Source organism: Rhizobium sp. TH135 (genome assembly GCF_002855515.1).
Taxonomy (GTDB): domain Bacteria; phylum Pseudomonadota; class Alphaproteobacteria; order Rhizobiales; family Rhizobiaceae; genus Allorhizobium.
Map to the genome: position 1 here is coordinate 265849 of NZ_PKRP01000006.1, position 13950 is coordinate 279798.

At 63.3% G+C, this 13950-nt stretch carries 7 protein-coding genes; 3 read left to right on the forward strand and 4 right to left on the reverse strand.

Going from position 1 to position 13950, the window contains the following annotated elements; genetic code table 11:
* The first annotated feature begins 134 nt into the window (after positions 1 to 134).
* The 3 genes from pepN to C0V73_RS18775 all read left to right on the forward strand — a co-directional run bounded on the left by pepN (position 135) and on the right by C0V73_RS18775 (position 7031).
* On the forward strand, positions 135 to 2783 hold the full coding sequence (gene pepN, locus C0V73_RS18765) for an aminopeptidase N (RefSeq protein ID WP_102021525.1): 2649 nt from the start codon (positions 135 to 137) through the stop codon (positions 2781 to 2783).
* Positions 2784 to 3047: 264 nt separating this feature from the next.
* Complete coding sequence (locus C0V73_RS18770; RefSeq protein ID WP_102021526.1) at positions 3048 to 5402, forward strand: PAS domain-containing sensor histidine kinase; 2355 nt, start codon at positions 3048 to 3050, stop codon at positions 5400 to 5402.
* A 138-nt stretch (positions 5403 to 5540) separates the two neighbouring features.
* Positions 5541 to 7031 carry an oligosaccharide flippase family protein gene (locus C0V73_RS18775; RefSeq protein ID WP_172450228.1) on the forward strand — a complete coding sequence of 497 codons (1491 nt, stop codon included), beginning with the start codon at positions 5541 to 5543 and terminating at the stop codon, positions 7029 to 7031.
* A 9-nt stretch (positions 7032 to 7040) separates the two neighbouring features.
* On the opposite strand, the gene C0V73_RS18780 is transcribed toward C0V73_RS18775, so the two are convergent.
* From C0V73_RS18780 to C0V73_RS18795, 4 genes are all read right to left on the reverse strand, one after another.
* Complete coding sequence (locus C0V73_RS18780) at positions 7041 to 10001, reverse strand: bifunctional [glutamine synthetase] adenylyltransferase/[glutamine synthetase]-adenylyl-L-tyrosine phosphorylase (RefSeq protein WP_102021528.1); 2961 nt, start codon at positions 9999 to 10001, stop codon at positions 7041 to 7043.
* 52 nt (positions 10002 to 10053) lie between these two features.
* Positions 10054 to 11469 carry an ATP-binding protein gene (locus tag C0V73_RS18785; protein WP_102021529.1) on the reverse strand — a complete coding sequence of 472 codons (1416 nt, stop codon included), beginning with the start codon at positions 11467 to 11469 and terminating at the stop codon, positions 10054 to 10056.
* A gap of 1 nt (position 11470) precedes the next feature.
* A complete protein-coding gene (locus C0V73_RS18790; RefSeq protein WP_102021530.1) occupies positions 11471 to 12229 on the reverse strand; it encodes a response regulator transcription factor in 759 nt (252 codons plus the stop codon).
* 97 nt (positions 12230 to 12326) lie between these two features.
* Positions 12327 to 13874 carry a Do family serine endopeptidase gene (locus C0V73_RS18795; RefSeq protein WP_245408025.1) on the reverse strand — a complete coding sequence of 516 codons (1548 nt, stop codon included), beginning with the start codon at positions 13872 to 13874 and terminating at the stop codon, positions 12327 to 12329.
* Positions 13875 to 13950 lie beyond the last annotated feature (76 nt).

Genomic DNA, 13950 nt, shown 5'->3' on the forward strand with positions numbered 1-13950 from the left:
ATCGCCGAAACTAGCTCGCGTTTTAACAATCGTTCAGAAATTGCTGCAATCATCCCCGGCAACTTGACCCCATTCGGCTCCGAGCATTCCAGCTCGTGCCGGGGTGGCCAACCCCGCAGCGACCAGGACACACAATGCGCACAGACACGGGCCGGATCGTTCATCTGGCAGACTACCGCCCCACCGACTTCGTTCTGGAACGGGTTGATCTGACATTCGAACTGGACCCGACGGAAACCAAGGTGGAAGCCCGGCTGATCTTCCACCGGCGCGAAGGCGTCGATGTGAACGCGCCCCTGGTGCTCGATGGTGACGACCTCACCATGACGAGCCTGCTCTTCGACCAGATCGAACTGGATCCGGCGCGCTACACCGCGACGCCCGAGAGCCTTGTCATCCGCGACCTGCCGGAATCCACCCCCTTCGAGATCACCGTGGTCACGATGATCAATCCGGAAGCCAATACGCAACTGATGGGTCTCTATCGCACCAACGGGATCTATGCGACGCAGTGCGAGGCCGAAGGCTTCCGCCGCATCACCTATTTCCCCGACCGGCCTGACGTGCTCGCCGTCTATACGATCAACATCATCGCCGACAAGGCCGCCAATCCGCTGCTGCTCTCCAACGGCAACTTCCTCGGCGGCGCCGGCTTCGGCCCGGACAAGCATTTTGCCGCCTGGTTCGATCCGCATCCAAAGCCGTCCTATCTCTTCGCGCTGGTCGCCGGCGATCTCGGCATCGTCGAAGACACCTTCACCACCATGTCGGGCCGCGAGGTCGCGCTGAAGATCTATGTCGAACATGGCAAGGAGCCGCGTGCGGCCTACGCCATGGATGCGCTGAAGCGTTCGATGAAGTGGGACGAGGAGGTTTTCGGCCGCGAATACGACCTCGACATCTTCATGATCGTCGCCGTCTCCGACTTCAACATGGGCGCCATGGAGAACAAGGGGCTCAACGTCTTCAACGACAAATATGTGCTGGCCGACCCCGAGACCGCGACCGATCAGGACTACGCGAATATCGAGGCGATCATCGCGCATGAATACTTCCACAACTGGACCGGCAACCGCATCACCTGCCGCGACTGGTTCCAGCTCTGCCTGAAGGAAGGCCTCACCGTCTATCGCGACCACGAGTTCTCGGCCGACATGCGCTCGCGCTCGGTCAAGCGTATCGCCGAAGTCCGCCATCTGCGCTCGGAACAATTCCCGGAAGATGCAGGCCCGCTCGCCCATCCGGTGCGTCCGACCAAGTATCGCGAGATCAACAACTTCTACACGACGACCGTCTATGAGAAGGGTTCCGAGGTCACCCGGATGATCGCGACCATTCTTGGCCGCGACGGCTTCAAGAAGGGCATGGACCTCTACTTCGAACGTCATGACGGCGATGCCGCAACGGTCGAGGATTTCGTCAAGTGCTTCGAGGATGCAAGCGGCCGCGACCTGACGCAGTTCTCGCTCTGGTATCACCAGGCCGGCACACCGCAGATCACCGTCTCCTCGTCTTATGACGCGGGCGCCAAGACGCTGACGCTGTCGCTCGAGCAGATGATCCCGGCGACCCCCGGCCAGAGCGCCAAGGAGCCGATGCACATCCCGCTGCGCTTCTCGCTGCTGTCGGAAACCGGTGCGGAAGCCACGGCGTCGACGATCTCCGGCGGCGAAGTCTCCGGCGACGTTCTGCATCTGACCCAGCGCGCCCAGACCTTCACCTTCTCCGGCATCACCAGCCGTCCGGTCGTCTCGCTCAACCGCGGCTTCTCCGCCCCGGTCACGCTGCATTTCGCCCAGAGCACTGAGGACCTCGGCCATATCGCCCGCCATGACAGCGACCTTTTCGCCCGCTGGCAGGCGATCACCGACCTCGCACTGCCTGTGCTGACCGATGCGGCCAAGACCGCCCGCGACGGTGGCTCTGTCACAGCCAGTGCCGCATTCGTCGACGTGCTGCTCGCGGTTGCCGCAGACGAGGCGCTCGAGCCCGCCTTCCGCGCCCAGGCGCTCACACTACCGAGCGAAGCTGATATCGCGCGCGAACTCGGCGGCAACAACGATCCGGATGCCATCCATGCCGGTCGCCAGGCTGTGCTCACCGCCATCGCGACGTCGGGCGCGGACATGTTTGCCAAGCTGCACGCCACCCATTCGGCAAGCGGCCCCTTCTCGCCCGATGCCGCCGGTGCCGGCAAGCGGTCGCTGAAAAACATCGCCCTGTCCTTCCTGACGCTCGCGCAGAACACGCCTTCCCTGGCCGCTGATGCCTTTGCCAAGTCCGACAACATGACGGACATGTCTCAGGCGCTCACCATCCTTGCCCACCGCTTCCCCGATGCGACCGAAACGAAGGAGGCGCTCGCCGCCTTCGAGACACGCTTCGCCTCGAATGCTCTGGTGCTGGACAAGTGGTTCTCGATCCAGGCGACCATCCCGGGTTCTGCCGGCCTCGACCGGGTCAAGGCCCTGATGCAGAGCCCGCATTTCGCCCCGACCAACCCGAACCGCGTCCGCTCGCTGGTCGGGACCTTCGCCTTCGGCAATGCGACCGGCTTCAACCGCGCGGACGGCGCTGCCTACGCGTTCTTCGCCGAGCAGATCCTCGCGATCGACCCACGCAATCCGCAGCTTGCCGCACGCCTTTTGACCGCCATGCGCTCCTGGCGCCTGCTGGAACCCGGCCGTGCCGACAAGGCACAGGCCGCGCTTGCGACGATCGAAGCCTCGCCTTCGCTCTCGACGGATGTCCGCGACATCGTTGACCGCATTCTGAAGGGCTGAGACGCCCCTCTATCCCGATGCAAAAGGCGCCGGCAAAACCGGCGCCTTTTTCGTCCACAGAGGTTTTTCCGCAGCCGGATCGCTGCCCATTTTTCCATGAGATTCAGTCTCTTGCCGCAGCGCCAATAAAAAAGCGGAGTCGGAGCAAGGGGTTAATATTTTCTTTACCCACCGGCTCTGGACAAGGCGAATCGGCCATGATTCCTTGGCGTCAGATTCGAGCGAGCGGCGCTTCGAATCACACGAGGGATAGAGGCAGGGACGATGTTGGACGCGCGGCGGGTCACCGCAGCCGATGAGCGGCTGCGCATCAAATTTTCGGACATGGGGACATTTTTTCGAAATCTCGGCGAGACGCTCTTCGGCGGCGCGCCGACACTTTCCGGTCAGGCGTCCGTCCGGTCGAGGCGCATCGAGACGATCCTGCGCCGGGCCATTCCCGTCCTGATCCTCGCCTTCCTTGCCGTCGTGGCGCTTGCCCGGACGATCGGTATCGTCAACGAGCACCAGCGCATGGAGACTGCCGTCCGGCAGTCGACGGCGCTCATTGCAGCCACCGTGAATGCTGCCCTCGGAGAGCGTCCGGAACTGTTTGAAACGCGCGACCGCACCGAGGCCGAAAAGCGCCTCTCGCTCTTCCTAGATCGCGAGCATTTCTCGAACGGCGCCTTTGTCCTTCTCGTCGATCCCGCAGGCCGGGTCTTCGGCTCCTCGCCAGAGGCTGCAGCCCAGGTCGGCCTGATGCTGTCGAGCCTCCTGCCCGAGGTCATGACCATCCGCCAGTCCGGCAGCCGCACCGGCGCGATCGAGACCGATCTTAACGGCGTCCTGCATCACGCGATCTTCACGCCTGTTGGCACCGATGGTGCGATGATCGTCACCGCCCATTCGCTTCAGGCGGTCGAAGACTTCTGGCGCCGCGAACTCTCGCTCAACGTCACGCTCTTCACCTGCATCTCGGTGATCCTTTTCGTCATCCTCTACGCCTACTTCTACCAGGTGAAGCGGGCGCGCGATGCGGACGATACCTTCCTTGAATCCAACCTGCGCGTCGAAACGGCATTGGCCCGCGGTCGCTGCGGCCTCTGGGACTTCGATCTCGAAAGCCGCAAGCTCGTGTGGTCGCGCTCTATGTATGAGATGCTCGGCCTTGCTCCCTCCTCGCAGCCGCTCGCCTTTGCCGATGCTGCCCGTCTGATGCATCCCGATGACGGCAACCTCTATGCGCTGGCCCGCTCCGTCGGCCGCGGCAGCTCCCGCCACATCGACCAGATCTTCCGCATGCGCCATGCGCAGGGCCATTACGTCTGGATGCGCGCCCGTGCCCAGATCATCTCGTCCAGCACCGGCGACCTGCATGTCATCGGCATTGCCATGGACGTGACCGAGCAGCACCGCCTTGCCCAGCGCTATGCCGAGGCCGACCAGCGTCTCGCTGACGCCATCGAATGCACGTCGGAAGCCTTCGTGCTCTGGGACAAGAATGACAAGCTGGTGGCCTGGAACGGCCATTTCCAGAAAGTCTACGGCCTGCCAGACGACGTCCTCGTGCCCGGCAAGGAGCGCTCCCTGGTGCTGGCTTCCGCCCGCAAGCCGATCATCCAGCGCCGCATTGCAGATGCCGACGACGGCACCAATTCGCGCACCTCTGAAGTGCAGCTCGCTGATGAGCACTGGCTGCAGATCAATGAACGCCGGACCCGCGACGGCGGCCTCGTCTCCGTCGGCACCGACATCACGCTTCTGAAGCGCCACCAGGAGCGCCTGCGTGACCAGGAGCGTCGCCTGATGAACACGATCAGTGACCTCTCTGCCTCGCAGCGCATCCTTGAGCGCCAGAAGACCGAGCTGTCCGACGCCAACGAGAAGTATCTCGCCGAAAAGCAGCGCGCCGAAGCCGCCAACAAGGCGAAGTCGGAATTCCTTGCCAATATGAGCCACGAGCTGCGCACGCCGCTCAACGCCATCCTCGGCTTCTCCGAGATCCTGCTGGCCGGCATGTTCGGCCCGGTCGGTTCGCCGAAATACGAGGAATACGCAAAAGACATCCACGAGAGCGGTAAGCACCTCCTCAACGTCATCAACGACATCCTCGACATGTCGAAGATCGAGGCAGGCCAGATGAAGATCCGCTGCGAGACGATCGATCTCTGCCCGCTGATCGAAGAGAGCATGCGCCTCACCGCGATCCCGGCAGAAGAGAAGAACATCACCGTCGAACAGCGCGTCGAGCCCGGTCTTTCCGTTGTCGCCGACCGCCGCGCCATCAAGCAGATCCTGCTCAATATCCTCTCCAATGCCGTGAAGTTCACCGATGACGGCGGCCGGATTGCGCTCCGCGCCCGCCAGGTGGAAGGCGCCGTGATCGTCTCCATCGTCGATACCGGCATCGGCATCCCGAAGAGCGCGCTTGGCAAGATTGGCAATCCCTTCGAACAGGTGCAGAGCCAGTATGCCAAGTCGAAGGGCGGCTCCGGTCTCGGCCTTGCCATCTCCCGCTCGCTGGTGGCTCTCCATGGCGGCTCGCTCAAGATCCGCTCCCGCGAGGGTCAGGGCACCGTCGTGTCGTTGCGCATCCCCGACGTCGTGGCAGCCCAGAGCGTCAAACGGCGGGCGTGAAGCCCGCCTGCCCCGTTCACCCGCCCTTAACCCTTCCCGCCGAATAGAAGCCCGGGCTTACCCATCCGTAAGGGTCGCCGGGCCATGACAGGCTCGGGACAGTCCGGTGACAAACCGGAGGGACAAACAGGGACCGCAATGGCCAGTGAAGGCAAGCCGCGCAATCGGCTCTATGTCAATTTCATCATCAACCTGATCGGCGCCCTGTTGCCGATCCCGGTGATGATCCTGACGGTCCCCGTCTATATCGATTATGTCGGCGATGCCCGCTACGGCGTCATTTCGCTGATCTGGGTGATGATCGGCTATCTCGGCTTTCTTGAGCTTGGCCTTGCCCCCGCCACCATCAATGCACTGGCCCGCCTCGACCATTCCGACCAGCGCGAACGCGCCCGCGTCATCGTCACGTCCTTCACCATCAATGCGTCGATGACCTTCTTCGGCGCCTTCCTGCTCTATCTGCTTGGCTCTTATATCGTCGGCGGCGTGGTGCAGGTTCCGGTCGAAATCGAGGATGAAGTGAAGGCGGCCATGCCCTGGATCGCGCTTCTCCTGCCACTCGTCATCCTCAACGGCGCCGGCATTGATGCGATCGAGGCGCGCGAGAATTTCGCGCTCGCCAATGCGCTGCAGGTCTCGGGCGCAATCTTCGCGCAGATCCTGCCGCTCGCCTTCGCCGTCTTCGTCTCTCCGGATCTGGGCACGGTCATTCCAGGTGCCGTGCTCGCCCGCGTGCTCTTGATGCTTGCCATCTTCGTCGCCATCAACCGGATCGAGGGTCCGATCCGGATCACCGATTTCGACATGGACCGGGCGCGCAAGCTCCTCTCCTATGGCGGCTGGGTGACGATCTCCTCGGTGCTGACCCCCATCCTCGGTTCGCTCGACCAGCTGATGGTTGGCCGTTTCTTCGGCGTCGCCGCCGTCACCTACTATGCCGTGCCGCTCAACCTGATCTCCCGCAGCCAGATCATCCCCGGAGCGATCTCGCGCGCGATCTTCCCAAGGCTTGCTAGCTCCGAGGCCGAAGAGGCGAAGGCTCTCAGCGCCCGCGTCCTTGTAGTGACCGCCCTCCTCTATGGCGGCATCTGCGCGTCAACGATCCTCTTGATGGATCCGCTGCTCACCCTCTGGCTGGGCGAGGCCTTCGCCGATCGTGCGGGCGTGCCGGCGACCGTCCTCGTGACATCGATCTGGCTGAATTCGATGATCTTTGCGCCCTACTGGCTGATCCACAGCCAGCACCGGCCGGATCTGATTGCCAAGCTGCATCTCGGCCTTCTCCTGCCCTTCGCCGGTGTGCTCGTTCTGCTCACCATGGAATTCGGCATCGTCGGTGCCGCAATAGCCGCCGCCCTGCGCTCGCTATTCGACTTCGGCGGCCACCTGACATTGAGCGGCATCCTGCGCCGCGTCGCCTTCCCGCTTGCCCTGCCCTTTGCGCTTCTCGCCGCCGCAACGCTCGCGCACCTGAAGATCGACGACTGGCTCACCGCCTTCATCCTCGCCTGCGCCGTCTGGCCCGTTGTAGCACTGCTCGTCTTCCTGCTCGACCGCACCACCTTCAATTTGCTGGTCGGCTTCGCGCTGAAGCCGCTCAGGCTGATCGGCAATCGGCCGGCGGAGTAGCCGGAATTCTCAGGCCGAGGCGGCCACCACCCGCGAAAACACCTTGCGCACAGCCTTGGACAGCCGTCTGATCTCGGCCTCGGCCGTCTTCATGTCAGGACTGTCGGCTGCTCGTGCCACGCGATCGGTGAGGCCCGCCGGAACGATCGAGGGATCGAAGGGGCCGTCGATGCAGAGGCGAATGACCTGCGAGAGATCGGTGTAGAGCTTCAAGGCTGTCAGGCAGGTGTCGAGGTCGTTCGGGTCGATGAGATCCCCTAGGGCCTTCAGCGCATCTGCGGTCGAGAGTTCGTTGGTCCGCACGCGATGCCCCTTCGACGGGGCCACTAGCGCCAGATATTGGGCGATGAACTCGATATCAACAAGGCCGCCGGGAATGAGCTTCAGGTCCCAGATATCCTTTGCCGGCTTCTCCTGCTCGATCAGCGCCCGCATTTCCAGAACATCCTTGACGGTCTTCACCTGGTCGCTCGGCGCCGCCAGCACCTCCTCGATGATCGTCTCCGCCTCTCCGATCAGGCGCTGATCGCCGGAAAGCATGCGTGCCCGTGAAAGCGCCATGTGCTCCCAGGTCCAGGCCTCCTCGCGCTGATAGCGGGCAAAGGACCTCAGCCTTGTCGCGACCGGCCCCTTGTTGCCGGAGGGGCGAAGCCGCATGTCGACTTCGTAGAGCACACCTTCCGCCGTCGGCGCCGAAAGCGCGGCGATCAGGCGCTGGGTCAGTCTCGTGAAATAGCGCACCGGATCGAGTGGCTTCGCACCATCCGATTCTGCCGCCTCGTCGTCATGCTCGTAGAGCAGGATCAGGTCGACATCGGATCCCGCCGTCAGCTCGTAGGAGCCGAGCTTGCCCATCCCGGCCAGTGCCACCCGCCCACCGGGGATCTTGCCATGGGCAGCTTCCATCTCGGCCACCACGGCCTTCAGCGCTTCGTCGATGACAAGGTCGGCAAGATCGGTGAAGGCGTGGCCGGCCTGGGCGCCGCCGATCGAGCCGGTCAGCAAGCGTATACCGATGAGGAAGCGCTGCTCGGCGGCGAAGATGCGCAACCGGTCGAGGATTTCCTCGTAATGCCTAGCACTCGAAAGGAAACTCTTCAGCCGCTTGCCGAGATAGTCACGGGTGGGAAGTTCGACCAGGAGGCCCGGGTCCAGCATGCCATCAAAGACATGCGGTCGCGCGGCAATGATCTCGGCGAGCCTCGGGGCAGCCGCCATGATGTTGACCATCAGGTCGAGAAGGGCGGGATTGTTGCCGAGCAGCGAGAAGAGCTGGATACCGGCCGGGAGCCCTGAGAGGAAATTGTCGAAGCGCAACAGCGCCTCGTCCGCCCGTCGGCTCTCGCCGAAGGCCTTCAACAGATCCGGCGTCATCTCGGTCAGCCGCTCGCGTGCTTCCACCGATTGCGTTGCGCGGTAGCGGCCATAATGCCAGGTGCGGATGACGCGCGAGATATCCTCCGGTCGCTCGAAGCCGAGCCCTTTGAGGGTCTTCAGCGTATCCGGATCGTCCTTCTGCCCGGTGAAGACGAGATTGCCGGTCGCACTCGATAGGCCCTCTTCCTTTTCGAAGAGACGAGCGTAGCGCTTTTCCACCGTCTTCAGCGCCGTTTCCAGCGCGCGCGAAAAGGCCGTCGTGTCGATGAAACCCAGCATAAAGGCGATGCGCTTCAGCTCGGCCTCCGTCTCGGGCAGCACGTGGGTCTGCTCGTCATGCACCATCTGGATGCGGTGCTCGACATCGCGGAGGAACCAGTAGCAGTCGGTGAGTTCGTCCGCCGTCTGCTCGTCGATCCAGCGGGCGGAGGCGAGCGCCTTCAGCGCCTCCTCGGTGGGGCGGCAGCGGAGGTCAGGCATGCGGCCGCCGGCGATCAGCTGCTGGGTCTGGGCGAAGAATTCGATCTCGCGAATGCCGCCGCGTCCGAGCTTGACGTTATGGCCCTTCACCGCGATTGCGCCATGGCCCTTGTGCACATGGATCTGACGCTTGATCGAGTGGATGTCGGCAATCGCCGCATAATCGAGATATTTGCGGAAGACGAAGGGCACGAGTTCGCGCAGGAAGCCCTCGCCTGCCTTCAGGTCGCCGGCCACCGGCCGCGCCTTGATGAAGGCGGCCCGCTCCCAGTTCTGCCCCCTGCCCTCGTAATAGATGAGCGCCGCTTCGACCGGTACGGCAAGCGGTGTAGAGCCCGGATCGGGCCTCAGCCTCAAGTCAGTGCGGAAGACATAGCCGTCTGCGGTGCGTTCCTGCAGTATGCGCACGAGACGGCGTATCATCCGACCATAGGTCTCCATGGCGTCGTCAGGATCCTTCAGGATTCCGGCTTCCGGATCGTAGAAGATCACGAGGTCGATGTCGGAGGAGTAGTTGAGCTCACGGGCGCCGTGCTTGCCCATGCCGAGCACGATCAAGCCACTGCCTTCGGCCGGATTGTCCCGATCCTTGAGCGTCAGCTTGCCTCCGTCATGCCCCGCAAGCAGCAGATGATCGATCGCTGCCGCGACGGCCGCATCGGCGACGGCGCTTAGCCAGGCGGTCGTGTCGCGGGCGGTGAAGACACGGGCGAGATCGGCAAGTGCTGTCAGGAAAGCCACCTTGCGCTTGGCACGCCTTAGCCGCGCCATGACTTCAGCCTCGGCGGGGACGGCACCGGATACGTCAGGCCGCCAGGCATGACGCGCCTCGTCGATCGCGTCGAGGATCTGCGGCTCCAACGGAGAGGCGATAGCCTCAAGCAGCAATGATGGCTTGAGGTTCGCGACATCGCGCAGATAGGGCGAAAGCGTGAAGGCCGAGAGCACGAAGCTCCGGAGCGGACCGTCCGTCGACAGATGCTCGGCCAGTGCCGGCTCCTGCTTGGTCAGGTCCTTGAGAAGTGCTACCGCCGCCTTTAGCTCCGTCTGGTTCAGCGGACGGATCACTCCATCGGCCACCTCGGACAATCTGCTCGTCCTGCCGTTCCCCATCAGCGTCTCCTCTCCTGGCCGAGATTTCTTGCGAATCTCAACCCGGAACAGGTTACGGCTTCATCCCGGGAAAAACCATGGTGGCCGTCAGGCCCGGGTAATCGGGGTGATTGCGGGTATCGGACAAAACCAACCGCCCGCCATGCAGGGCCATGATCGCCTCAACGAGCGACAGGCCGAGACCGGTGCCAGGCTTGGAGCGGCTCTTGTCCAGTCGCACGAAGCGTTTGACGACCTCGGCACGCTTGTCTTCGGCAATGCCAAGTCCCTGGTCGGAGACCGCAATCTCAAGGCCATCGCTCCCGCGCGACACGCGCACCCGGATTTCGGATCCCGCATCGCCTTGGCTGCCGTATTTGATCGCATTGTCGATCAGATTGGCGATCGCCTGGCCGACGAGTTCGCGATTGCCCCGCGCCGAAAGTCCCGGTGCGATCTCGCAGACCATCGTCTGCCCCGCCTCTTCCGCGACCGGCTCGTAGAGTTCGGCGCTGTCAGCCGCGATCGCGGAAATGTCGATATCGGTGAGTTCGGCCGCTATCGAGCCTGCCTCGACGCGAGAGATCATCAGGAGCGCGTTGAAGGTCCGGATCAACTGGTCGGATTCGGCGATGATCGTCTCCAGCGCCGCCTTCTTGGCCTGCGCATCGTCCTCGTTCAGGGCATCTGCGGCCTTGTTGCGCAGCCGCGTCAGCGGCGTCTTCAAGTCATGGGCGATGTTATCGGAAACCTGCTTCAGGCCCTCGTTCAATTGCTCGATGCGCCCCAGCATGCCATTGAGCGATGACGACAGCCGGTCGAACTCGTCGCCGGAGCCTGATACCGGCAGGCGCTGCGAGAGATCCCCGGAGATGATCTTCTCGCTTGCCGCCGAGACCCTGTCGATGCGCTTCAAGGCATTCCGGCCGATCGCAAACCAGATGACCACCGCGCCGATCCCCATGATCAGCAGCGCCACCATCAGTGCCTGACGCACCAGAAGCCGCAGCTTGCCCGGCTCACCGAGATCGCGTCCGACAAGCACTCGAATGCCATTGTCCAGCATGAAGACATGACCGGTCGCGAGATGGCGCTTCACGCCCCCACTGTCGGTATATCGCTGGTAGCGGAAGGGGAAATTGGTCCAGCCCTCCTCGTCGAAGACGCCGGGCTGCAGGGAGGCGACATTGCCGGCCAGGATCTCGCCATTGGGGCTTGCGATCACATAGAGGTTCGCTCCCGGCTGGCGGGCGCGCCGCTCCATGGTCCGCAAAAGCTGGTTGATGCCGCCGCGCTCGAAGGCGCCCTGGATTTCGGTCACTTCCTGGCGCAGGGCCTCGCGCGTCTGGTTGTTCAGGATACGCTCGGCGAGCCCCGTGACGTAAAAGACAAGGAAGGCGGCGCAGAGCGCGAACAGAATGATGTAGAGGGCCGAAAGCCGGACAGCCGTCGACTTGGCCAGCACGCCCAGGCGGGACTTCAGCCGCATGTCAGCCTTCGTCCTTGATCATGTAGCCTGCGCCACGCACGGTCTTCAGAAGCGGCCGGTCGAAATCCTTCTCGATCTTCGAGCGCAGCCGCGAGACATGCACGTCGATGACATTGGTCTGCGGGTCGAAGTGATAATCCCAGACGTTTTCGAGCAGCATGGTGCGGGTCACCACCTGGCCGGCATTCTTCATCAAATATTCGAGCAGGCGGAATTCCCGCGGTTGGAGAAGGATCTCCTTGCCCGCGCGCTTGACCTCGTGGGAAAGCCGGTCGAGCTCGAGATCGCCGACGCGGTAGACCATGTCCTGCTCCGGCTTGCCCTTGCGGCGGCCGAGAACCTCGACACGCGCCAGCAGTTCGGAAAAGGCGTAAGGCTTCGGCAGATAGTCGTCCCCGCCGGCGCGTAGGCCCGTCACCCGGTCATCGACCTGGCCAAGTGCGGAAAGGATGAGAACCGGCGTGTCGATGCCGCGCTTGCGCAGCTCGCTGATGACGGAGAGGCCATCCCGGCGCGGCAGCATGCGGTCGACGACCATCACGTCATAGGTATTCTCAGTGCCCATGAAGAGCCCGCTTTCGCCGTCGCTCGCATGATCGGCGACGATGCCCGCCTCGCGAAAGGCCTTGGTCATATAGGCTGCAGCTTCCAGGTCGTCTTCAATAACCAGTATCTTCATGTGCGCGACATTAGCCTCGGCGCCTGCCACCGTATAGCCGGTTTCGCCGGACTTCGGCTGTCCTTGTTCCGCGATCCCCATGCTTCGTCCTTTCCTGAGACGTGGCGGTCGACAACCGCCAGATACGACAAAGGGCGCCGCCGGTCCTCGACCGCCGGCGCCCTCCGTCAGATCACAATCAGCTCTGGGCAATCGGCAGTGCCACGAAGCGGCTGCCGCTCTCCGATTCGACCTGGAAGAGCGCCCGGGTGCGGCCGTCCTTCTTGGCCTGGTCGAGGACCTTCTGGACATCGGCGGTCGAGGAGACTTCCTGGTTGTTCACCGATGTGATCGTCTCGCCGGCCTTCAAGCCCTTGTCTGCGGCATCGCTATCCGGATCGACATCGACGATTGCCAGACCCTTGCCGCCGTCAGCAGGGCGAACCGAGAGGCCGAGGCCAGACAGTTCCTGCTCGGCTTCCGGAGCCGGGGCCGCGTTGTTCTCGGTCTCGGCGCTTGCTGCCTGATCTGCCGGCAGTTCGCCGAGCTTGACCTTGAGTTCGGTCGCCTTGCCATCGCGCCAGACGGACACGTCGACCGTGGTGTCAGGGGCGAAGGCTGCGATGCGGCGGGCGAGATCGCGGGGATCCTTGACCGGATCGCCGTTCACGGCGGTCACGACGTCACCCTGGCGGATGCCGGCCGCTTCACCGGGCGAACCGGCCTGCGGGGCGACAACGAGGGCGCCTGCGTCTTCCGAGAGACCGAGGCTGTCGGCGATGTCCTGGGTGACGGGCTGGATTTGCACGCCGAGCCAGCCGCGAGACACGGTACCGGTTTCCTTAAGTTTCTCGATGACGTCGGTCGCGACCGAGGCCGGGATCGCAAAGGCGATGCCGACATTGCCGCCCGAGGGCGAGAAGATCGCGGTGTTGATGCCGACCACTTCGCCGTTCAGGTTGAAGCCGGGACCACCCGAGTTACCACGGTTCACGGCCGCGTCGATCTGCAGATAATCGTCATACGGGCCGGAGCCGATGTTACGGCCGCGGGCCGAGATGATACCGGCAGTCACGGTACCGCCGAGGCCGAAGGGGTTACCGACGGCGACAACCCAGTCACCGACGCGGACCTTCTCGTCGTCTGCGAACTTCACATAGGTGAACTTGGTATCCTTGGCATCGACCTTCAGCAGGGCCAGATCGGTGCGGCTATCCTTGCCGACGAGCTTGGCATCATATTCCTTGCCGTCGTTCATCACGATGGTGAAGGCGGCACCATCATCGATGACGTGGTTGTTGGTGACGATATAGCCGTCCTCGGAGATGAAGAAGCCGGAGCCCTGCGAGGTCGGGCGCAGACGGCCTTCGCCACGCTCGGCACGCGGGCCACGCTCACGCGGACCACCTTCCATGCCGGGGCCGCCAAATTCGCGGAAGAAGCGCTTCAGCGGGTGATCGTCCGGCAGGTCTTCAAAGCTGCGGCCGCCAAAGTTGAACGAGTAGCCGCTTTCGTCATTCGAAGCTGGCTGCACATTCGACTGGACGCGGACCGAAACGACGGCGGGCAGAACGGCCTGCACGACATCGCCGAAGCTCGGAACCTGCGGCGCGTTCACTTCAACCGGGGCAGCAAACGCCGGAACTGCGGCGAAGGGAGCAGCGGTCACCAGCATCATGGCGGCGAGGCCGGCTGTGGTGGAGGTCTTGAGGATCGACTTCATCGAACGACCTTTGTTCTCGGACATTTGATCTACCTTCATCTGTTCTTCTGACTGGAGCCGCCGGACAACCCGGCGATGGGAAGCGGTGGATGACGAGAGA

Coding starts and splice junctions, on each gene's coding strand:
- C0V73_RS18785 (WP_102021529.1), bottom strand. CDS start 11,469: ATGCGGCTGAAGTCCCGCCTGGGCGTGCTGGCCAAGTCGACGGCTGTC.
- C0V73_RS18795 (WP_245408025.1), bottom strand. CDS start 13,874: ATGTCCGAGAACAAAGGTCGTTCGATGAAGTCGATCCTCAAGACCTCC.
- pepN (WP_102021525.1), top strand. CDS start 135: ATGCGCACAGACACGGGCCGGATCGTTCATCTGGCAGACTACCGCCCC.
- C0V73_RS18770 (WP_102021526.1), top strand. CDS start 3,048: ATGTTGGACGCGCGGCGGGTCACCGCAGCCGATGAGCGGCTGCGCATC.
- C0V73_RS18775 (WP_172450228.1), top strand. CDS start 5,541: ATGGCCAGTGAAGGCAAGCCGCGCAATCGGCTCTATGTCAATTTCATC.
- C0V73_RS18790 (WP_102021530.1), bottom strand. CDS start 12,229: ATGGGGATCGCGGAACAAGGACAGCCGAAGTCCGGCGAAACCGGCTAT.
- C0V73_RS18780 (WP_102021528.1), bottom strand. CDS start 10,001: ATGGGGAACGGCAGGACGAGCAGATTGTCCGAGGTGGCCGATGGAGTG.